Below are 22,567 nucleotides of genomic sequence, written 5' to 3'. Positions count from 1 at the left end.
TTTAGCAGTGCTGCTTATTTGAACTGAATAATTTTCTATTTCAAATATAATAAAAGGATTTAATAATTTCTCACACTGATTTATCTAGAAGGACTTCTAATTGACAATATTTAGAATCTGTGCCAATTCTTCGTAACTGTAAAAGACAGTAGCTCCTTCATTAATTAAATCTTGTGCATTGTTTTCATTCGCTAAGCCATATACTTTAAAACCTCCTTTTACAGCTGCAATGACTCCTGCCACACTATCCTCGATTACTACACATTCCTCTATTTCAAATCCCCTTTGCTTACAAGCATGCAAGAAGGTTTCAGGTTCTGGTTTCCAACTATTAATTTGATAGGAGCTAAAAATTTTGTTTTCAAATTTTTCTATCAATCCAGTTGTCGTTAAATTCAAAGTAATTTTTTCGACAGGGCCGCTCGAAGCTACACAGAAATTTATATTTAAGGAATCGATAAATTCTTTAACACCCTTTATAGGTTTCAAATCTGTTTTAAAGGCTTCAAAAGTTCGTTTTCTGAATTCAGTTTCAAAACTTTCCGGTAGTTTTTTATTTATTAGAATTTCTATTTGTTCGAAAATGCTATTTAAACGTCTTCCATTAAATTTTTTAACAGCTTCTTCCATTGATATTTTTAGTCCAAAAGGCTCGGCCATTGAAAGTAATACTTGATTTGCAATACTTTCACTATCTACAAGTATTCCGTCACAATCAAAAATTATACATTTAAGGTTGTTAATTTTTGTTGTTTTATTTTCAAAAATCTTCGTTGAAGACAGTTCGTTTTTAGGTGTTACACTCATTCTATACTATATTCTTTGTAAACATTTTTAAATAAAGTCTTACGGTAAAACTATTACTTTAAACACAAATATAGATGAAATAAAGGATGCTTTACTTTATCATTATTGTCTACACTGTTCCGTCAGGAATAAAAATTAGATTTCGATACTATTACTTATTTAAAATATAAAATCAGTTCAATAAACTTGAAAATATTTAGAATTATGAAATAAAAAAGAGGATAATTAATTAAAATTATCCTCTTTTTATGCAATTATTTACTTAATCTTCTAATTGAAAATTAGTAGCGTATTGTATTTATGAATCTTCCTTACTGAACTTAAAACTTTTCAGTGAAAAACACTTCATTAAAAATAATTGAATATTATTTGAAAGTCCAACGAACTAATCCTGCATCTCCTACCTGTAAATCGATAACTAATTTTGTAAGACTGTTTTCAATTACTTTGTAAGCGGTAGCATCATTTAGTGTTAATGTTTTTCCATCTTCAGCTACTTTCCAAGTTCCTGTTTTTGTATCTCCACAGCTATCTTTTATAACGTAAGAACCATCAGATTTAAAGTTCCACGTTGAACCTTTTTCACAATCTGTTATTACACTACCGCCTAATACTGTTTTAGTTTCAAGACTCCAGTTTCTGATAATCATATTAACTTCAGTTTCCTCTTTGTCGCAAGAAACAAATAGAAATCCAGATAATACACAAATTGCTAAAATCAGTGCGCCAAAACTCTTTTTTAAATTTTTCATTTTTTTGTTGTTTAAGTTGTTGTTTATACTGCGGCAAAGTAAAGGACAAATAGATCATTAATTATTATAGAATTAAATATTAGACTTATGTTTTTCTCACATTTTGAAATTATTCAAAACAATTTGACAGACTTATTAATATATAATAATTCGTCAATTGTAATAATTTCAAAAGACCATTGAAACATGGGAATTATGTAATTTTCTTGCATATTAAAAGAGGAGCATTTTGCAATTTTTTTATAAATTTGAAAAATTTGTAACTTTATTACAAATGGATGTTTTACAGTATAATAACAATTTTCGACAGAATTTTAATTTCAAATTATTCAATTCAGCCGATTTACCTCCTAACTAAATGATATTAATCGTAGATGATATTCGTGCGAATATAATTGCCTTAAAAAAAACACTGGAACTTCATAGTATAGAAGTAGATACTGCCGAGTCTGGAGAGGAAGCGCTTAAGAAAATTTTGAAAACTGATTATAGCTTAATTATAATGGATGTTCAAATGCCTGGACTCGATGGTTTTGAGGTAGTTAGAATTCTTTCTGGTAATAAAAAGACGAAAGATATTCCAGTTATTTTTTTATCAGCTATAAATATTGAAAAGAAATATATTTTTAAAGGTTATGAAACTGGAGCGGTAGATTATATTACTAAACCTGTAGATTCTGACTTGCTGATATTAAAAGTTAAATCATTCATTAAGATATACGATCAGCAAAATGAGTTGAAAGTAATGAAAGATTTGCTTTCCAAAGAAATAGCGATTCGAAAGGAAGCTCAAGATAATTTAGAAATAAAAATTGTCGAGCGAACTAAGGAATTAGTTTTAAAAAATGAAGAGTTAGAATTTAAAAACCATGAATTGCAGCAATTTTCATGGGTTGTTTCTCATGATTTAAATGAACCGATACGCAAAATCCAAATATTTATTGGAATCATAAAAGACTTGTATTTAAAGGATAATCCAAAAGCGCTTGACTACGTAAATCGAACGATGAAATCTGCGGAGCGAATGCAAACACTAATTAGTGATTTATTAGCCTATTCGCGATTGTCATCCAAAGTCTTATTCGAAAAAACCGATTTAAATGTAGTTTTACAAGAAGTACTTTCTGATTTTGATTACCAAATTGAAAATAAAAGTGCAGTTATCAAAGTGACCGATCTGCCAGCAATTCATAGTATTCCAAGTCAGTTGCGACAAGTTTTTCAGAATTTAATAGGGAATGCACTTAAGTTTTCAGGTAATGTAGCTGTGCCTACAATCGAAATTACTTCTGAATTAATAAAAAATAGAGAATTTGATAGTGAAACTGATCCCGAAGGTGAATTCTGCAGAATCATAATATCAGATAACGGTATTGGTTTTGACGAAGTATACTTGGATCGAATTTTCGTTATTTTCCAGAGTTTGAATGATCGCTCTATTTATGAAGGAACGGGAATAGGATTAGCCATTTCGAAAAAAATTATGGAAAAACACAACGGATTAATTACTGCAAAAAGTGAGTTGGGTAAAGGAGCTAGTTTCATTCTAGTTTTACCTCTACAGCAAGAGATTCAAACTAACTAAACACAATTTATGAAAAGTAATTTTAAAAGAAATTTATTAATAAGTTCTACCATTTCATTAGTGGTATTAGTGATTAGTTCGACTGCTTCATACATCAGCATAAAAAATTTATTAGAAAGTGTAACATCGGTTAATGAAACTCAGGATGTCATTTACAATGTTAATGAAGGAGAAGCTGTTCTTACAGATGCACAAACCAGTATGCGCGGTTTTCTGATCACAGGAAATGAGCAATTTGTTGATATGTATAAAAAGGCTGAGATAGAATCAAGCACTTTCTTTAATAAACTCGACGAACTTACTCTTGATAATCCTAAGCAAAATAAAGCGGTTCAAGATTTAAAAGTGCGAAGAAATAATTATTTCGATTATTTAAAAGGCCAAATTGCTAAAAAACGCCTTGGAAAACAAACGATATCATTTGACCTTAATGCTGGAAAAATGATGATGGATGAATTGAAAGATTCTTTCCGTAAAATTGAGAAAAACGAACAATTACAGTTAAAAAATCGAAATCAAAATGCTGAAAGCTATGGTAGTTACAGCCTGATTTTGATTGTTGTCGCATTCGTAATTGCATTTATAATTTCACTGGTTTTCTTAGTTAGAATTCTAAAAGATTTCACTGAACGCGCTAGATTGCAAGAGGAATTACAAAAAAAAGATAAAGAAACAGCTGATAGAATTGAAGCCATTAGTACTATTGCAGTGAATATTGCACAAGGAAATTATGACATTCGGGTAAGTGACAGTAAAGCCGATGCATTAGGAACGGTTGGAGAATCGTTAAATAATATGAGTTCGTCCTTACAAAATTCTTTTACCTTATTATCTGATAAAGAATGGCTGCAATCAGGTATTGCTCGTCTTAATAATATTATTTTAGGTGACAAATCAATGCTGGATTTAGCCAGAGACATAACTGAATTTTTATGTGTTACCACTAACAGTAGTGCAGGAGCTTTTTATGTATTGTATGGTGATGTTCTTTTGTCTAAAGCTGGATACAGTTATATTCCTAATAAAAGTCGAGAACGAATTCAAAGTGGTGATGGATTATTAGGGCAAGCAGTTGTTTCGGGAAAAGTTTTAGAATTGAAATCAGTTCCTTCTGAATTTATTCAAGTCAATTATGCGCTTGGAGAAATTAAGCCAACACATATTGTCGCACTTCCTTTAATGGATAACACGGTTGAGGGTGCAGTGGAACTTGTTAGTATTAACGGTTTTTCTGATCTTCATTTAGAGTTCCTAAATATTGTAAGTAAGAATATTGGAATCGCTATTAAATCTACTAAAAATAGAAAGCGTGTACTGGAATTATTAGAAGAGACGGAGGCGCAATCAGAGGAATTAAGAATTCAACACAGCGAATTAGAATCAATGAATGCTGAGTTAGAGACGCAAACGGAAAAATTGCAAGCATCTGAGGAAGAGTTACGAGTGCAACAAGAAGAGCTAGAACAAACTAATGAAGAGCTTTCGGAACGGAGTATTTTATTAGAAGAAAAAAATACAGAGATTCTTAAAAAATCAGAGGCTTTAGAATTATCAACTCGTTATAAATCAGAATTTTTGGCGAATATGTCTCATGAATTGAGAACGCCGCTAAACTCTATTTTACTATTAAGCCGATTGTTATCTGAAAATAATAATAAGAGCATGAACGATGAGGAAATTGAGTTTGCTCAAGTAATTCAAAGTTCTGGAAATAGCTTACTAGGTTTAATCGATGAGATTTTGGATTTATCTAAAATTGAAGCAGGTAAAATGGAACTAGAATATATCGACGTGACAACTAAAGAAATCACGGATGGTTTATCTAGTTTATTTACGCAAGTAGCTAAGGCTAAAAACATAGGTTTTGAAATTATTGCCCATGAAGCGCCTGTAATTCTTAAAACAGATAAGATGCGATTAGAGCAAATTCTAAAAAATCTTATTTCAAATGCTATTAAGTTTACCGATAGAGGATCAGTAAGCGTCGAGATAAAAATAAATACAGATGACGAAAACATAATTTGTTTTATCGTAAAGGATACAGGTATTGGAATCACATTAGATAAACAACCGCTGGTTTTTGAGGCATTTCAGCAAGCAGATGGTTCTACTAAAAGAAAATATGGAGGAACAGGTCTAGGTCTCTCTATTAGTAGAGAATTGGCTAAATTGTTAAACGGTGAAATAATTTTAAATAGTGTGGAAGGGGAGGGAAGCACGTTCACGCTTTGTTTACCGAAATTTGTCAATAAAAATAAAAAAGTTGTTGTTTCAGTTAGACCTGATGTTGAGGTTTTAGATACGATTGCTAATACTGAAAAGGAAACAAAGAAAAAATATATATCAACTGTAATTCCTGACGAAATTGAGGATGACAGAAATAATATTTTACCCGGTGAAAAAGTAATTTTGATTGTCGAAGATGATATGAATTTTGCCAAATCTTTGCTGTCATTTAGTAGGCAGAATGGGTACAAAACTATTGTTGCTGTTCGAGGCGATTACGCTTTAAAATTTGCAATTTTATACAGACCAGTCGGAATATTATTAGACATTGAGTTGCCAATTAAAAGTGGTTGGGAGGTTTTAGAAGAAATAAAAAACCATCCGCAGACTAAACATATTCCGGTTCATATTATGTCATCACATAAATTGAAGCAAGAAAGTTTATTACAAGGAGCAGTTGATTTTCTTCATAAGCCAGTTGCTTTTGAGCGAATCCCAGAAGTTTTTACACGAATAGAACACATCATTAGTAAGGAATCGCAAAAAGTTTTAATTATTGAAGATAATCCTAAGCATGCTAAAGCGTTAGCCTTCTTTTTAGAAAATCATAATATTAATTCGGAGATTAAAAGTGAAGTTTCAGATGGTTTAGAAGCGCTGAATAAAAAGGATATTGACTGTGTAATTCTAGATATGGGAATTCCTGACAAGCATGCTTATGAAATTTTAGAAGGTGTAAAGAAAAGTCCAGGTCTTGAAAATCTTCCCGTAATTGTATTTACAGGAAAAAGTTTATCGTTAAAGGAAGAAGTAAAAATTAAAAAATATGCCGACTCAATTATTGTAAAAACAGCTCATTCGTACCAAAGAATGTTAGATGAGGTTTCACTTTTTCTACATTTAATGGAAGAGAATAAAGGTGCGGATGATAAAAAAGAGAACTATAAAAAGCTCAATCAGCTGAATAATATATTGCTCAACAAAAAGGTTTTAATTGTAGATGACGATGTTAGAAATATTTATTCTTTAACCAAGGCTTTAGAAGCTTTTAAAATGAATGTAATAACGGCGTTTGATGGGAATGAAGCGATAAAAATGCTTGCTGAACATGCTGACACAAATATTGTTTTGCTAGATATGATGATGCCAAATATGGATGGGTACGAAACGGCTGAAAAAATCAGGGACAACCCTAAATTAAAAGCACTGCCATTGATTGCAGTTACTGCTAAAGCAATGACCGGCGATCGAGAAAAATGCATAAAAGCAGGAGCTTCTGATTATATTACGAAGCCTGTAGATATTGACCAACTGCTTTCGCTATTGCGAGTGTGGTTGTATGATAAAGTTTAATATAAATTGATTTGAATATATGAATAAGAAAAGACTCTTAATTATTGATGACGATCCTAGAAATATTTTTGCACTAGTCAATACGTTGCGTGCAAGATCTTATGATTGTCTCTCTTGTTTGAGTGCTGAAGAAGCTATAGTGCTACTGCAGACTGACGAAGTTATCGATGCTGTTTTAATTGATATGATGATGCCAGATATGGATGGCTACGATGCTATTCCAATTATAAAAAAAATACCTTCTCGGGAAACCACGGCAATTATTGCAGTGACAGCTCAAGCGATGACCGGCGATAAGGAAAAATGTTTTCAGGCCGGTGCAGATGATTATATATCAAAACCAGTCGACGTAGATAAATTGCTAGTAGCATTATCTAAAATTTAAAGTTATTATGATAGAAGACATAGAGTTAGAAACGTTTATTAATGATGTTTATGAATATTATGGATTTGATTTAGGAGGGTATTCTAGAGCCTCCTTAAAACGTCGCGTCAATAGAATAATGAACTTAGACGGTTTCCCTAGTTTTTATGATTTTTTATCGAAAGTAAAATACGATGCTGATTATTACAAAAGAGCAATTGACGAAATTACGGTTAATGTAACAGAGATGTTTCGTGATCCTTCTTTTTATAAAGTGTTACGAAATGAAATTTTACCCTTATTGGCCACCAAACCTTTTATCCGAATTTGGCATGCAGGATGTTCCAGCGGTGAAGAAGTATATTCGATGGCTATTTTATTGCAAGAAGCAGGATTACTGCACAAATCAATTTTATATGCAACGGATATTAATACAAAGGTTTTAGAAACTGCTAAAAAAGGAATTTTTCCGCTTAGAATGATGAAAGATTATTCGGAGAACTATAGAGATTCTGGCGGACAAGAAGATTTTTGTAATTATTATATTGCAAATTATGGAAATGCTAAATTCAGTGAAGACCTAATCAAAAAAATGGTCTTTTCTCAACATAATCTGGTTTCAGATACTTCGTTTAACGAATTTGATATGATTTTTTGTCGAAATGTATTAATTTATTTCGATAATGAATTGCAGTCGAGAGCTATTAAATTATTTGACGAAAGTCTTTCCATGCTCGGTTTTTTAGCTCTTGGAACTAAAGAAACCATAAAATACTCCATTGCTCAAGACAAATACAAACAAGTGCAGAAAGAAAAATTATGGAGAAAAATAAAGTAACTGCAAACTGTAAAGTGCTAATTATTGGAGGTTCCGCAGGGAGCTTGCATGCGCTTATGGATATATTACCTAATTTACCAGCAGTGAATTCCTTTGCATTAGTTATTGTACTCCACAGAAAACATTCTGACGATAGTAATTTAGAAGAACTACTCAAGATAAAGTCCAACACTCCTTTAAAGTTAATAGAAGACAAAATGGAGTTTGAATCAGGTTATATGTATGTTGCACCTTCTAATTATCACTTGTTATTCGAGAAAAATGGCACACTTGCTTTAGATAGCTCGGAGAAAGTAAATTATAGCAGACCTAGTATTGATGTTTCTTTTGAAGCTGCTGCAGAAATTTTTGGTAGCAACGTAATTGGTATTTTACTTTCCGGTTCTAATGCTGATGGGACTGCGGGATTACAAGCCATTCAAAAAGCAGGAGGAACTGTCGTGGTTCAAAATCCAACATCTGCTGATATGCCTTTTATGCCAAACAACGCAATAAAAAATATGACTCCTGATTATATTTTAACCACCGAAGAAATATTGAAGTTTATACTGTTAATAAATGGGTGATTACTTCTTTAATAAGATATAGTAATAACTACTTTAGTAAACGGTACTGATGACAATTTAATCTACAAAAGTTTCTATTAGGACCTCTTTTAATGTTTTAATTTCAGTGTGGTTCAGTTTCCCCAACAACTTTACAATTCTCTTTTTATCAATTGTTCTAATTTAGTCAATTGCAGTCATTTACTTTCTTTCATTATGATTTTCTGGAACTCTAGTAGGATATTGTTTTACACAAGAAGCCATAGGTGCAATAACGATTGTGCTCAAGTACTTGTTCAATTCATTTGGTGAAACGATTGCACAAGGTCTTGTTTTTTGAATTTCACTACCTAATATAGTATCAAGATTACTAAAACTATTTCATATTGAATTAATTTCCTTCTTCAAAATTTTCATCATCAAAAACATCATTCAATAACATTTTATCATCACCTTCTTTGCTCATTTTACTACTCTAAGTTCGATATAACTAAGTATGCAAATAATTAGTACTTCAATCAAAAAATAAATCATTCCTAAAATTGTCAGAAGAGTATGGTACACAAATAGAAGACCGATTGTCAATGCACAATAAAGTAAGTTTGATATACCTATCAGCCTTATAAAAAGTTTCAAATCTCCTTTTAAAAATAAAAAACAAGTGATGGAATAAATAAAGAAACAAAACGCTATTATAGAAAGGTCAATCAATACTATTTTAGGCATTCCAAAATGTTCATTAAATGGCCTTAAAACTCCAAACAAAAAAAACGCAGTTAAAATCGCCCCTACACTGTCAATAAGAAGAAGTGTTTTTTGTTTATCTATAAAATAGTATATTAATTTATTCATCAATCTGTTCGCTAAAAATTTCGTTTTGAACTAAATTATTCTCTGTTCCTATTTCAAATTGCAATCTCAGTATTAATTCAACTAAATTACTCCAATTTACAGCACCTTTTTTAATAACTGATTCTGCAAAAAATCAATGTAATAATTTACTTTTAGCGTAACTCTCTATTCTTTATGTGATTAATAATATAAATTATTCGATTTTTTAGCAATATTCTTTTTCATTGCTTTTACATCTTCTATAATTTGGTCAGTTGCGAATTCAGCCAAGTTCAAACGATAATTACCATTAGAATCTATTACTGCAGAACTAAAACATGGATAATGCATCTTAAAAAGTAACTTTTCAATTACTTTATCGTTATCCTTTTTCCAATTAATTTTTTCTGGATGATAATATTTTAAATCTTCATCAGTTTTGTAAATCCAAAAGTGATTGTATTTTGCTATTCTATCAAGTTTATTTTTGTATTCTGTTCTAAAAAAATCTATACTTAAACTATCCGACCTATTATTACATTCATCTTTTCCTGGATAGAAAATTAATATTGTAATTTCATTTTCTAAAGGTCCGTTTTTGCTAAGTTCCTTTTTTAGTAATGATAATTCTTGTTTATTTAGCTTTCCTATAGTCTTTCGTTTGTAAAGTATTTTAGCAGTTTGATCTTCAAGATTATATTGAGTGTAACTAAAAACGGTTTCTTTTTTTACTGATTTTTCAAATTCATCTTTACTGATTAGCTGAAAATTAACATTATAATATTTTTCAGGTTTTGATTGAGAAATCACTGTTTGAAACGAAATCGTTAAAACTAAAATTAGTAGGTGAAGTATGTTTCTCATAAGATTATCTCTAAGTTTAATCTAAAGATTGGATGACTAAAATGATTCTTAATCGTAGCTAATATATAAAAATAATAGTACAAATTTTAGATTTTTATCACCATAATATTTCATGATGCTCTTTTATTAAAGTTAAGTCGAATTATGAATATTTTGAAACATCCCAATCTATCAGAAATATATATATCGATATATGACACTTAAAGTATAGTAAGTCCGACTAAAATTAGAAACACAGATTAGAGTATAGTTTTATGATCTAAGTACCTTTTCTTTTTTTTAAACGCCATAAAAAAAGCGCTCTCTTTCGAGAACGCTTTCCATATATAAATAGCTAAATATTAGTTGTTTTCAATCCATTTTCTAGCATTGATAAACGCTTCATGCCAAGGAGAAACTTCGTCGTTTCTATCTTTTGGATAATGCGCCCAGTTCCATTGGTAAGTAGAACGTTCGATATGTGGCATAGTAACTAAATGGCGCCCTGTAAGATCGCAAAGCATCGCAACATCATAGTGCGAACCGTTTGGATTAGCAGGATAGCCTTCGTAAGCGTACTTTCCAACTATGTTGTAACGCTCTTCGCCTAATGGTAATTCGAATTTTCCTTCACCATGCGAAACCCAAACTCCTAACGTTGCTCCAGCCAAGCTAGACAGCATAACTGATTTATTTTCTTGTACCGTAACTGAAGTGAAAATACTTTCGTGTTTATTACTGTCGTTGTATAACATTTTCGGCATTTGTTCGTGCTCTGAATGGATTAATTCCAATTCAACAAACAACTGACAACCGTTGCAAATTCCAACAGATAAAGTGTCTTCGCGTTTGAAGAAATTATTTAATGCTGTATTTGCTTTTTCATTGTATTTGAAAGCTCCCGCCCAACCTTTGGCAGAACCTAAAACATCAGAGTTAGAGAAACCTCCAACCGCTCCGATGAACTGAATGTCTTCTAGATTTTCACGTCCCGAAATTAAATCAGTCATGTGAATGTCTTTTACATCAAAACCAGCCAAATACATTGCATTTGCCATTTCACGCTCAGAATTACTTCCTTTTTCACGAATAATAGCTGCTTTTGGACGTGATTTCGAATTATCGATTAATGGACTTTTTCCTGTAAAATGAGTTGGGAAAGTATATTGTAATGGTTGGTTTTTGTAATTATCAAAACGCTGTTGAGCCGTTCCGTTTTTGGATTGTTTTTGATCTAATAAAAACGAAGTTTTAAACCAAATGTCTCTGTATTTTGCGATGTCTAGTTTGCAATGCCCAAAGTCTAAGCTTGGTTCATTAGTTGCATTTCCTAATTTGTAAAAAGCAACTCCGTTAGCATTTAGTTTAGCTTCAATCGTTGCATTATCTTTTGCTTGGAAAACAATTCCGATATTCTCAGCAAATAAATATTTTATGATGTCTTTCTCTTCAAAAACAGAGAAATCAATTTTGGCTCCTAAATTCACATCAGCAAAACACATTTCTAATAAAGTAGTGATTAAACCACCACTTCCGATATCGTGACCTGCAAGAATTTGATCGTCTAAAATTAATTCTTGAATGGTATTGAATGCATTTTTGAAAAAAGCAGCATTTTTAATAGTTGGTGCTTCGTTTCCTATTGCATTTAATGTTTGTGCGAATGACGAACCGCCTAATTTAAAATCATCTTGCGACAAATTGATATAATAAATAGAACCACCGTCTTTTTGTAAAACAGGTTCTACTACTTTTTTAATATCAGTACAATTACCACCTGCCGAAATAATAACCGTTCCTGGTGCGATTACTTCGTCATTTGGATATTTTTGTTTCATCGAAAGCGAATCTTTTCCTGTTGGAATATTGATTCCCAATTCGATTGCAAATTCTGAACAAGCTTCCACCGCTGCGTATAAACGAGCGTCTTCACCTTCATTTTTACAAGCCCACATCCAGTTGGCAGACAATGAAATTCCTTTCATTCCGTCCTTAATAGGAGCCCAAATAATGTTTGATAACGATTCTGCAATAGCAGTTCGTGTACCTGCAATAGGATCGATCAAAGAGGCAATAGGAGAGTGCCCAATTGATGTAGCAACACCTTCAATTCCTTGATAATCTAAGGCCATTACACCAACATTATTTAATGGCAATTGCAATGGTCCTGCGGTTTGTTGTTTAGCGACTTTACCACCTACGCAACGGTCTACTTTATTGGTCAACCAGTCTTTACAAGCCACTGCTTCTAATTGCAATACTTGTTCTAAGTAAGTTGAAATATTTCTCACAGAATATTCTAGCGGAGCATAATTGTAAGCAATTGTTTTATCATTCATGACCGTTTTTGGAGAACTTCCAAAGAAATCTTCCAAAGCATAATCCATCGGTTTAGCACCAGTAGATTCTGACTCAAAAGTAAAGCGGTGATCGTTAGTAACATCGCCTACTTGGTACATAGGAGAACGCTCTCTGTCAGCCACTCTTTGTAATAAATCAATATCTTTTTGACCAATAACTAATCCCATTCTTTCTTGAGATTCGTTACCGATTATCTCCTTTGCCGAAAGGGTAGGATCACCCACAGGTAATTTATCTAAATCTATCAATCCTCCTGTTTCTTCCACTAATTCCGAAAGACAGTTTAAATGTCCGCCAGCACCGTGATCGTGAATGGAAACAATTGGATTGTTATCACTTTCTACAAAGGCACGAATGGCATTCGCAGCACGTTTTTGCATTTCTGGGTTCGAACGCTGTATGGCATTCAACTCAATTCCGGAACCAAAAGCACCTGTATCTGCAGAGGAAACTGCAGCACCACCCATTCCGATTCTATAATTTTCTCCACCTAGAATAACGATTTTGTCGCCTTCTTGTGGTTTTTTCTTAAGCGCTTGGTCTAATTTTCCGTAGCCAATTCCACCTGCTTGCATGATTACTTTATCGTAACCAATTTTGCGATTGTTTTCTTGGTGTTCGAAAGTTAAAACAGATCCAGTAATTAGCGGTTGTCCGAATTTGTTTCCAAAATCTGAAGCTCCGTTAGAGGCTTTAATCAAAATATCCATTGGAGTTTGGTACAACCAAGGTCTTGCTGGAACCGCATCTTCCCAAGGACGATTTTCCTCTAGTCGAGAATAAGAAGTCATATAAACTGCTGTTCCGGCTAACGGCAACGAACCTTGTCCACCAGCTAAACGATCCCGAATTTCTCCACCAGAACCTGTTGCAGCTCCGTTGAAAGGCTCTACGGTTGTCGGGAAATTATGTGTTTCTGCTTTTAAGGAGATAACGGAATCAAATTCTTTAATTTCGTAAAAATCAGCTTTGTCAGCAGTTTTAGGAGCAAATTGTTGCACTCTTGGCCCTTTTACAAAAGCCACATTATCTTTGTACGCCGAAACGATATCGTTCGGGTTTTCTTGAGATGTTTTTTTGATTAATTTAAAAAGAGACGTTTCTTTTTCTTCGCCATCAATTACAAATGTTCCGTTGAAAATTTTGTGACGACAGTGTTCTGAATTCGCTTGTGAGAAAGCAAAAATCTCAGAATCAGTTAATTTTCTTCCTAATTTGGTTGCTAAATTATCCAAATATTCTACTTCTTCAAGGCTTAAAGCCAAACCTTCTTTCTTGTTGTACGCATCTATATCTTCGATGTCTAAAATAGGTTCTGGTTGCACATTGATAGTAAAAATATCTTGGTGTAACTCTGCATATTTTTGCGAAAGCATTGGGTCGAAATCAGTAAAATCTTCCGTTGCTTTATGAAACTCCTCAATTCGAATGATCCCCGAAATCCCCATATTTTGAGTGATTTCAACGGCATTTGTACTCCATGGAGTCACCATAGTGGCACGTGGTCCAACAAAAAAATCCGTGAGTACGGATTTTTCTATTTTATTTGAGTCGGCAAAAAGCCAATTTAATTTTGAAATGTCTTGAGCCGAAATTTCGTTTTGCGTTTGCACTGCAAAAACAGTTTTGCTTTGGTTTTCAAAGAAATGGATCATTGTTGTGTAGTTAGTTGTATTTACGGTGCAAATTTAGTCTAAAAAAGTAGTAAGCGCAAGGATTAAAAATTCAATTTTTGATGTGCCAAATTTCTATATTGCATATTACAAATGCAAATTATTCGAAGTTCAGAATTCTACAATCGACCTTGCTAATACTATATAATTTACAATCTGAAACATTGTGATAGAGATACTTCCTTCGTCAGTATGACAAAGACATTGCAATAATTAATGTTAGCAATGCTTGAAATGATTCCTACTTCGGAAATTCCATATTCTGATACGCACCTAAATCAGGAGGTAAAGTTCTCATTTTGCCTAAAACATCTGTTGGAATTAAATAGGCCGAATTTCCTTTCGCGAAAGCAGAAGAAGCAGCATCTATATTTAATTTGTTTTGTGCTGTTTTGAAGAATTTTGGATCTTTATTTAAAATAATAGCGTTGTAATGTACCGCATCAGATGTGAACTGATAATCTGGATTAGTTGCGAACTGACTAGATGTATTATCAAATTTTATTAAGCAGTTGTTAAATTGGTATTTAAAAGCAGCTCCCGTTTTCTTATTCAGCGTCATTTCATTCGAATACGATCCATAAATAATACAGTTATTAAAAGTAGCTTCCGCTAAATCTTTAGCTTCTGGAATAGCACCGGTTATATAATTACTTAAGGATAGAGCTACTTGTTGCGAACTGTTCCAGTTATTATTAAAAGTGGAATGCGTGAATTTATAACTCCCTCCATAATTACAAGCTAAATTAGCTAGTCCTGCATTATTAATAACTATATTTTCTCCATTAATTTTTCCGGTCTGCGCCAAAATACCGTAGTTCGTTGAGTTGTAAATTTGGGTATTTTTGATAGAAACTGTTGTTCCATCATTATTTTGAATTAACAATCCAATGGTTGCATTTTTAATAGTTAAGTGATTAAAGAAGTTGTTAGTACTGCCGTCAGTAAGCCAAATAGTTCCCCATTGTCCTGGTACGTTTTCAAAATCAGGTTCTAAACGATCGCCTTCAAAAACAACTTCATTTTCCAATTTATCAGTTGTAGAAACTGAGCCATTTACTTTTATGGATGCTTTATTGCAAACAATGAGACCTGAATTAGAATGAAAATATACTTTGGTTCCGGCTTCAAAAGTCGCAGTTTTACTGCTAGGAACAGCTGCGTAACCATAAATGACGTAGGGTTTATTTTTTGTGAATTGTAGCTCGTTTCCATTAACGGGATCATTTTCGTCCAAATAAAAACCTTCAATTTTTTGATCGCCAATAGGAAGCGTTTCGATTGTGCCATCAACAAAACGTTTTGGATATAGAAAAACCGCATCTTGAATAAGGGTAACTAATTCGACACTTTGAAGATTTTGACCTCCGTCGAACTGAATTTGGTCAGTGTATAAAAAATCGGTAGAATTTGCGTCGGCAATATTTGCTGTAGTTTCGATAAAAATATACAAACTATCTTTAGCCAATACATCGACATTATTAAAAATTTTTCCGTTTGTCCCGAGCATTCCATCAACGGTCATTCGATATTTAGAATTAAGTCCTTTGGCTAGTTTTATAGTAGGAATAGTAATGTCGCTCTTACTTCTATTGTAAACTTTCAGTCTGTACGTACTAGAACCAATACTGGTAAACACAGTATCTAGATAAATAGTGTCTCTAGAAAACTCTAATTTACCTGAGCTAGCAATGGTTTCAAAATCAGAGCGACAGGAGCAAATAGATATTATAATTGCAATAAAAGTCAATACTATTTGTGGACGCATTTGATTTTTTTTTTGTAAAAATAGGCAAAATCTATAATGAAATTAGAATTACAAATGTAATTCCTATCTTCTCCCGTATCTTTTATTTAATTTTACAGATTAAAAGCTACTAACATGTCATTTGATAAAGAAAAAATACTGAATTACTGTAATAAAATTTCTGAAAACACATTAATGCGAACCTTGAATATCACGTATACAGATGCAGGTGAGGATTTTTTGGTTGCAACAATGCCCGTTAATTCTTCAGTGCATCAGCCTGTGGGGATTTTACACGGTGGTGCAACGGTAGCATTAGCTGAAAGTGTAGGAAGTGCGGCATCAATGTTATTTGTAAATCCAGAAGTGAGCGATGTGAGAGGTATAGAAATATCTGCTAATCACTTAAAATCAAAACGTAATGGAATTGTAACTGCTACAGCAAAAATTGTTCATAAAGGACGTAGTATTCACTTATGGGAAATTAGAATTGTCGACGAGAATGACAATTTAATTTCGCTTTGTAAGTTGACCAATATGATTTTGCCAAAGAGAAAAAGCGAGGATAAATAATGGCAGAAATCGAAAGTAAAATTCAAAATCATTTAATAAATCAATTACCATTTGTGTTGTATTCAAAACCAAATGTTGAGGGTGTTATTGCTATGTTTCAAAAAGATGCTAGTTTATTTTCAGTAAATGATTTTAGCGAAAAGGGTTTTGTGTTTGCAAGTTTTGATGGAACTAAAACCTATTTAATCCCAGAAAAGGAATCAGAAATAATGCATTTCTCTTTGAATAAAAAAGAATTACTACCATCCAAAACACAATTTAAAGCAGTCGATGTTATTGTTAAAAGGGAATTTGAAGCTTTAGTTTCGAAAGGGATTCAAGCTATAACAAATAACAAATTCAAAAAGGTCGTCTTATCACGAACAGAGCATGTTGAAATTGTAGATTTTAATATGTTTAAAACTTTTGAAAAGTTGGTTCAATTTTATCCTTCAGCCTTTGTATACTGCTTTTATCATCCGAAAATTGGTAATTGGATTGGAGCTACTCCAGAACAATTATTAAAAGTTAGCGAAGACAAATTTGAAACCATTTCATTAGCAGGAACGCAAAAAGATACTGGTTCGTCGGATATATTGTGGGGCGAAAAGGAAAAAGAAGAGCAACAATTTGTTACTGATTATTTAGTTTCAAGACTTCAAAGCGTAGCTTCAGATGTAAAGTTCACAGAACCGTATAGTGTTAAAGCTGGAAGTATTTGGCATATAAAAACGGATGTTTCAGGAGATTTAAATTCTGATTCTAGTTTGAAAGAAGTAGTTCAATTACTTCATCCAACGCCAGCAGTTTGTGGCTTACCTAAAGAAATAGCAAAGGAATTCATTATCGAAAACGAGCCTTACGACCGAGGTTTTTATACAGGTTTTCTTGGTGAACTAAATTGTAGCTTTACAAATAAGAAAGCAAGCTCAGATTTGTTTGTTAATTTAAGATGTATGGAAATTAAAAACTCTCAATCTCATTTGTATATGGGTTGCGGAATTACAAAAGATAGTATTCCTGAGAAAGAGTGGGAGGAAAGTGTGAATAAATCAATGACAATGAAAAAGGTATTGTAATTTAGACTTTTGGAAAATTGTTGTGATTATCAACTAAAACAATTAAACCGCCTAGCGGAAAATAAAAATATATTAATATGAAATTAGACATACTAGCTTTTGGAGCACATCCTGATGATGTAGAATTAGGTTGTGCCGGAACTATATTAAAAGAAATCTCATTAGGGAAAAATGTTGGAATTGTTGATTTGACTCGTGGCGAATTAGGAACTCGTGGTTCTGCTGAAATTAGAGATCAGGAAGCAAATGCTGCTGCAAAAATTTTAGGTGTTGTGGCACGTGAAAATTTAGAAATGCGTGATGGGTTTTTTGTTAATGACGAAAAGCACCAATTAGAAATCATAAAAATGATTCGTAAGTACCAACCTGAGATTGTTTTGTGCAATGCAATAGACGATCGTCATATTGATCATGGAAAGGGAAGTAAATTAGTTTCTGACGCGTGCTTTCTATCTGGTTTAATGAAAATTGAAACTGAATTAGATGGAGGACAACAAAAAGCTTGGAGACCAAAGCTTGTTTATCATTATATTCAATGGAAAAATATCGAACCTGATTTTGTGGTAGATATTACCGGATTTACAGATAAAAAAATAGAATCGATTTTAGCTTATGGTTCGCAGTTTTATGATCCAAATTCTAAAGAACCAGAATCACCAATTAGCAGTAAAAACTTCCTAGAAAGCTTAAATTATCGCTCTAGAGATTTAGGTAGACTTTCTGGAGTAGAACACGCGGAAGGTTTTACAGTTGAAAGATATTTGGCAGTCAATAGCTTAGCAGATTTGAAGTAAAATAGATGTAATTTTTTGAAAAAATTATTTGCAAAAGTAAACTTATGTTGTATCTTTGCCAGCGCTAAGCATTATGGTGGTTGTAGCTCAGTTGGTTAGAGCATCGGTTTGTGGTACCGAGATTTTGATACAATATATAGTTTACTTTTGGTCCTTTTTTAAGGGCTTTTTTTATTTCTAAAATCCACATTCCTAGTGACTTACAATAATAGAGAAGAACGTTTTTAATTTAAATATTGTCTGATTTATATTTGCTAAATGTAAGGAAAAAATTCCAATTATTTGTTGTTTTTTTGACACTTCTTTGACACTTTTATCAATGTTTGTCTAAAAAATTATATCTGTTTTTAAATTTATGAAATTAAGATCAAAATTCTACTATAAGCCCTCTAAAAAAAAGTTTGATCTTCTATAGAAAATAGCGAAATGTTTTAGATGTCCTTACTTGCTTAGCTAATAAATATACTTCTTTTAGTCATTAATATTTCACATTCATTTTTTTAATTCCCCAAAGTAGGATATCCTTAAAATTCGGATAAATTACAATCATGTATAATACAAAAACGATAGACATCACTATTCTGATCTTCTTTACCACGCTTTTTGGTAAAGTTAAAAGGATCAAGATTAAATAAACAATTGCAACTGCTACAACACAAATGTATACTGACATGTCAATATAATTTGAGTTAAAAACTGTAGCACTCCAATTTAAAAAATCAACACTTTTTTTAAAAAAATAGTCACAATTTTTTCGTAGATCAGGGAGCAGGGCAAACGCGATAATTGCAATAATAGACAATATGTTAATCCAAATACTTGTTTTTTTGCTTATTAAATAAATCCAGGAAGAAGGCATAAGTATGTAGTATACCAAAATATTAACTACGTTGTAAGTGGTTCCAAAAACTGCAGCAATTGCCATTAAGCTCCCCATTATAATCATAAATATTTGGTGGAATAAAGAACCCGCATTGTCAATCCAAAATTGTATTTCCATGTGTTACTAATTATTTTTCTGATTAAGCTGTAAATACTTTTAATTATTTATATTCTTATTGAATTTACGACAACTAAGGTCAAAAGTTTTCCTCAAAGATGTGAACTGTTCTTTAATTAAAATACCTTATGATGTTAAATACTCTTCCACCAACAATCGTACTCCTACCGTTGCTTTTTCCTTTATAACTAGCAAATTAATTCCTTCTTCCACAGTTGGATTTGGGTCAATGTAAACCGTATCTGATTCATAAGGTACAGCTAACAAAAGTGATGCTGCTGGATGAACAATCATGGAACTTCCGACTATGATAAATAAATCGGCATTTTGTGTAATTTGAATAGCCTCTTTAATTTTTGTCACTTCCTCTCCAAACCAAACTACATGTGGACGTAGTTGGCTTCCATCTTGTGCTAAATCTCCTAATTTTAGAGGATTGTTATAAGGGTAGATCAGGTTTTCGTCGAAACAACTTCTCGATTTTGTTAGTTCGCCGTGCAAATGCAAAATGTTAGAAGAACCTGCTCTTTCGTGCAGATCATCAATATTTTGGGTGATTATGGTCGCTTTGTATTTCTCTTCTAATTTGGCAATTAAATAATGGGCAGCGTTGGGCTTTACATTTTCTAATTCCAATCTTCGGCTGTTGTAAAAATCTAAAACTACTTGTGGGTTCTTTGCAAATCCTTCTGGTGATGCAATTTCTTCAATTTTATGATTTTCCCAAAGTCCCGATTCACCTCTAAAAGTGCTTAGTCCGCTTTCTTGGCTAATCCCTGCACCGGTGAAGAATACTAAATGGTGTTTTTTATTGCGCATCTTTCAATTCAATTTTTAGATTTTTATTTAATAACATTTTGCAGTTAAATCTTCTTTTGTTCCATTAAAGAGATTATAACCTACAGTTCCTTGTATTCCAGTTTGTTTGTATTTATCAGTATTTTGCCAAAAAACAAAGTTTTTATTAGGCTTAGATCTAAAATCGCTCAACCAAAGATGGATTTCGCTCCCGTATTTGGCTTTTAAAAACCGATTATAATAGGCGACCTCACAATATACAATTGGTTTTATTCCAATTTCCTGTTCAATTGTGCCTATAAATGCTGCTATGTTTTCTTTTATCCAAGCATCTGAATGCATCTTTTTACTAAATTCAACATCTAAAACCGGTAGAATATCTCCTTTTTGGAGCATTAGGTGTTTTAGAAAATGATGGGCTTGTTTTTTTCCAGATGATTGGTAACTAAAGAAGTGATACCCTCCAACTAAAATCCCTTTATTCTTAGCTTCTTTGTGGTGTTTCTCATATTTAGTATCAGTATGCGAACTACCTTCTGTAGTCTTAAAGATTATGAAGTGAGGTGGATTTTCTAGTACTTTATCCCAATTAATATGTTGTTGATGATGCGATAAGTCTAAACCAAAAATATGTTCTTCTTCATTTTTTGGAATTCTATCAATCAAAGGGTCCGATACTATTTGATTGCGATAAATTCCTCTTTCGGTTAGATAATTTTTTGCAGTGAGTATCCCTTTTCGGTATTTATAGCTAGCAATTGCGGATATTGTGAGTAGTACCGTGATTGCAAAAAGTAAAAAATAGTTTTTCAAAGTTTTAATTGATTTAAAAAATTATAAATTTCGAATTCCTTCTAAAAAACCCTGAACTACTTCTTTAGTTTTTTGATAATTTTCTGATTTTTCATTGGTAGGTTCCTTTAGGTACAATCTTCGGTTTACTTCTAGCATTATTGCCTGTACATTTTTGTTTTTCTGATAGTGCTCCATTGGCACTAATGCCCCACTGTACGGTGTATCAATCCCTAACGAATAGCCTAAATCTTCAAAATAAGCTTTTGAAAAATCAATTAAGTTTTGTGGTGTATGGTAAGCATCTGTCCCAATGTTATAATCAGGAGTATCTTTGACTTGCACTAGGCTTCTTTTTAATGGGGTAGAAGGGAACGAATGGCAATCAATTACAATTCCCTTACCTGATTGGTTTAAGGCTTTTAGCAATGCTTCATTTAGCTGTTGATGATGTGGTTTATAAAAGTTTTCTATTACAAAGTTCCTTAGCTCTTGCGTTACTTTTCGCAAAAGATCTCCGTTGTCTAAAGTTTCATATAAAACTCCCATGCCATATTTAGCCATAACTTCATGCGTGTCGTCAACAAAACGTTCTGCGTCACAAAAGAGTCGAGAGAAAGTAGCGATGACACTAATATCTATGGTGTTACTAAATAAATCATCTGTATGCCAATCTGTTAATTTACCAATTTCTTCATCTAAAACTATTTTGCTTATGATAAAACCCTCGTACGAAGGAATTATAATTGAGGAGTGCGGAATGTGTAATATTAATTTTTGCATTTTTTTTTGACTTTATTTACAGTAGTTATATTTTATTGTCTTTCCATAGTTTACTGTATTTCCTGAGTCCTATAAACTGTTTTTTTACTTTTCCTGGCATTGCCTCATAATCATAATCGTACAAATAATATTCTAGATGGTCTAGATGGATGGTTAAGAGAAATATTCTTTTACTAACTAGATCAGATTTTTTACTTATTTTACGAATTAAATAATCCTCTTGTCGCCGAATTTCTAACAGTTCATATAATTGGCTAATGGTTTTATCCTGTAAGTCTATATCTAATAATTTGAATTCTTTAGCGATAGTATTGCGTTCACTGGTCAAACTAATTGGGTCATTGTTTTCATTCACGTATAATGTTACAAAATTCATTCTTTTATGATAAAGTAAAAATTCTTCTAAAAACGAAAGTTTATGAGTTGGGAAGAGGTCATTCATTTTAAATATTTATTTTAGGATCTATTTCGTTTGATTTTTCCAGGCAAATAGTCTCGTCTTGAAACACTATTACTGTGCGATTTTGATCAAGGTCTTCCATCAACAGTTCTATTAGATGAATAATTGCTTTTTTAAGAAGTGGCTCAGCTACTGGAAATTTAGGATACTGAATAAACTCTAAGGTAACCGATGGCTCTTCTTGTCCCAGAAAAACAATTTCACATAGTGCAAGTTTTACGCTCAGCACTACATCAAATTCTTTTTTAATTTGTTGCTGTCTGTTATATAGCTTCTTTTTAAAGTCACTTATTAAAATAATTTCATCCGAATAGCCTTTATACAAACCAATGGTGGCTTGAGCGGTAAAGGTCTTTGAAACACTACTTTTTATATTCATTCTTT

Annotated in this window: 20 protein-coding genes; 8 read left to right on the top strand and 12 right to left on the bottom strand. The window is 32.4% G+C overall.

The window, feature by feature from the left end; translation table 11 throughout:
* Positions 1-96: 96 nt before the first annotated feature.
* Together RCH19_RS11375 and RCH19_RS11370 are read right to left on the bottom strand one after the other, a co-directional pair.
* On the bottom strand, positions 97-807 hold the full coding sequence (locus RCH19_RS11375) for an HAD family hydrolase (protein WP_343023327.1): 711 nt from the start codon (positions 805-807) through the stop codon (positions 97-99).
* A gap of 365 nt (positions 808-1,172) precedes the next feature.
* On the bottom strand, positions 1,173-1,559 hold the full coding sequence (locus tag RCH19_RS11370; protein ID WP_121924457.1) for a lipocalin family protein: 387 nt from the start codon (positions 1,557-1,559) through the stop codon (positions 1,173-1,175).
* A gap of 358 nt (positions 1,560-1,917) precedes the next feature.
* Between RCH19_RS11370 and RCH19_RS11365 the strand changes: the two genes are divergently transcribed.
* Genes RCH19_RS11365 through RCH19_RS11345 form a run of 5 tightly spaced genes read left to right on the top strand, consistent with a single transcriptional unit; the run spans position 1,918 to position 8,491 of the window.
* The gene (locus tag RCH19_RS11365; RefSeq protein ID WP_343023326.1) at positions 1,918-3,144 is read left to right on the top strand and encodes a response regulator; all 1,227 of its coding nucleotides are present in this window, start codon (positions 1,918-1,920) and stop codon (positions 3,142-3,144) included.
* Positions 3,145-3,153: 9 nt separating this feature from the next.
* Positions 3,154-6,723 (top strand): response regulator, encoded by a 3,570-nt coding sequence (locus RCH19_RS11360; protein WP_343023325.1) that lies wholly within the window; start codon positions 3,154-3,156, stop codon positions 6,721-6,723.
* 19 nt (positions 6,724-6,742) lie between these two features.
* Positions 6,743-7,108, top strand: a complete 366-nt coding sequence (locus RCH19_RS11355; protein WP_121924460.1) for a response regulator — start codon at positions 6,743-6,745, stop codon at positions 7,106-7,108.
* Positions 7,109-7,115: 7 nt separating this feature from the next.
* Entirely contained in the window at positions 7,116-7,925 is an 810-nt protein-coding gene (locus tag RCH19_RS11350; RefSeq protein ID WP_343023324.1) for a protein-glutamate O-methyltransferase CheR, read from the top strand.
* On the top strand, positions 7,907-8,491 hold the full coding sequence (locus tag RCH19_RS11345; protein WP_343023323.1) for a chemotaxis protein CheB: 585 nt from the start codon (positions 7,907-7,909) through the stop codon (positions 8,489-8,491). The genes RCH19_RS11350 and RCH19_RS11345 overlap by 19 nt, the downstream gene beginning before the upstream one ends.
* 180 nt (positions 8,492-8,671) lie before the next feature.
* Here RCH19_RS11345 and RCH19_RS11340 read toward each other — a convergent pair whose 3' ends face one another.
* From RCH19_RS11340 to RCH19_RS11325, 4 genes are all read right to left on the bottom strand, one after another.
* A complete protein-coding gene (locus RCH19_RS11340) occupies positions 8,672-8,788 on the bottom strand; it encodes a hypothetical protein (RefSeq protein ID WP_343023348.1) in 117 nt (38 codons plus the stop codon).
* 714 nt (positions 8,789-9,502) lie between these two features.
* The gene (locus RCH19_RS11335) at positions 9,503-10,165 is read right to left on the bottom strand and encodes a hypothetical protein (RefSeq protein ID WP_343023322.1); all 663 of its coding nucleotides are present in this window, start codon (positions 10,163-10,165) and stop codon (positions 9,503-9,505) included.
* 341 nt (positions 10,166-10,506) lie between these two features.
* Positions 10,507-14,160, bottom strand: coding sequence for a phosphoribosylformylglycinamidine synthase (gene purL / locus RCH19_RS11330; RefSeq protein ID WP_343023321.1), 3,654 nt, complete (start codon positions 14,158-14,160; stop codon positions 10,507-10,509).
* Positions 14,161-14,419: 259 nt separating this feature from the next.
* Positions 14,420-15,946, bottom strand: coding sequence for a hypothetical protein (locus RCH19_RS11325; RefSeq protein WP_343023320.1), 1,527 nt, complete (start codon positions 15,944-15,946; stop codon positions 14,420-14,422).
* Positions 15,947-16,060: 114 nt separating this feature from the next.
* On the opposite strand from RCH19_RS11325, the gene RCH19_RS11320 reads away from it, so the two are divergent.
* The 3 genes from RCH19_RS11320 (at position 16,061) to bshB1 (ending at position 18,350) form a co-directional block, all read left to right on the top strand.
* Positions 16,061-16,498 (top strand): PaaI family thioesterase, encoded by a 438-nt coding sequence (locus RCH19_RS11320; RefSeq protein ID WP_343023319.1) that lies wholly within the window; start codon positions 16,061-16,063, stop codon positions 16,496-16,498.
* On the top strand, positions 16,498-17,556 hold the full coding sequence (locus tag RCH19_RS11315; protein WP_343023318.1) for a chorismate-binding protein: 1,059 nt from the start codon (positions 16,498-16,500) through the stop codon (positions 17,554-17,556). The genes RCH19_RS11320 and RCH19_RS11315 overlap by 1 nt, the downstream gene beginning before the upstream one ends.
* Before the next feature lie 77 nt (positions 17,557-17,633).
* Positions 17,634-18,350, top strand: coding sequence for a bacillithiol biosynthesis deacetylase BshB1 (gene bshB1, locus RCH19_RS11310; RefSeq protein ID WP_343023317.1), 717 nt, complete (start codon positions 17,634-17,636; stop codon positions 18,348-18,350).
* Between the two features lie 478 nt (positions 18,351-18,828).
* Here bshB1 and RCH19_RS11305 read toward each other — a convergent pair whose 3' ends face one another.
* The 6 genes from RCH19_RS11305 to RCH19_RS11280 all read right to left on the bottom strand — a co-directional run bounded on the left by RCH19_RS11305 (position 18,829) and on the right by RCH19_RS11280 (position 22,562).
* Complete coding sequence (locus tag RCH19_RS11305) at positions 18,829-19,350, bottom strand: hypothetical protein (protein ID WP_343023316.1); 522 nt, start codon at positions 19,348-19,350, stop codon at positions 18,829-18,831.
* 126 nt (positions 19,351-19,476) lie between these two features.
* On the bottom strand, positions 19,477-20,169 hold the full coding sequence (locus tag RCH19_RS11300; protein WP_343023315.1) for a Sir2 family NAD-dependent protein deacetylase: 693 nt from the start codon (positions 20,167-20,169) through the stop codon (positions 19,477-19,479).
* Positions 20,170-20,196: 27 nt separating this feature from the next.
* Positions 20,197-20,961: a GH25 family lysozyme gene (locus tag RCH19_RS11295; RefSeq protein WP_343023314.1), complete on the bottom strand. Its 765-nt coding sequence runs from the start codon at positions 20,959-20,961 to the stop codon at positions 20,197-20,199.
* A 21-nt stretch (positions 20,962-20,982) separates the two neighbouring features.
* Positions 20,983-21,723: an N-formylglutamate amidohydrolase gene (locus tag RCH19_RS11290; protein ID WP_343023313.1), complete on the bottom strand. Its 741-nt coding sequence runs from the start codon at positions 21,721-21,723 to the stop codon at positions 20,983-20,985.
* Between the two features lie 25 nt (positions 21,724-21,748).
* Positions 21,749-22,165, bottom strand: coding sequence for a hypothetical protein (locus tag RCH19_RS11285; protein WP_343023312.1), 417 nt, complete (start codon positions 22,163-22,165; stop codon positions 21,749-21,751).
* 1 nt (position 22,166) lies between these two features.
* On the bottom strand, positions 22,167-22,562 hold the full coding sequence (locus RCH19_RS11280; protein ID WP_343023311.1) for a hypothetical protein: 396 nt from the start codon (positions 22,560-22,562) through the stop codon (positions 22,167-22,169).
* Between the last annotated feature and the right edge of the window lie 5 nt (positions 22,563-22,567).

It is taken from the genome of Flavobacterium sp. PL12, assembly GCF_039123485.1.
In the GTDB taxonomy this organism is placed as follows: domain Bacteria; phylum Bacteroidota; class Bacteroidia; order Flavobacteriales; family Flavobacteriaceae; genus Flavobacterium; species Flavobacterium weaverense.
Note: the sequence above shows the minus strand (reverse complement) of the source record. Positions and strands in the feature narration are given on the sequence as shown.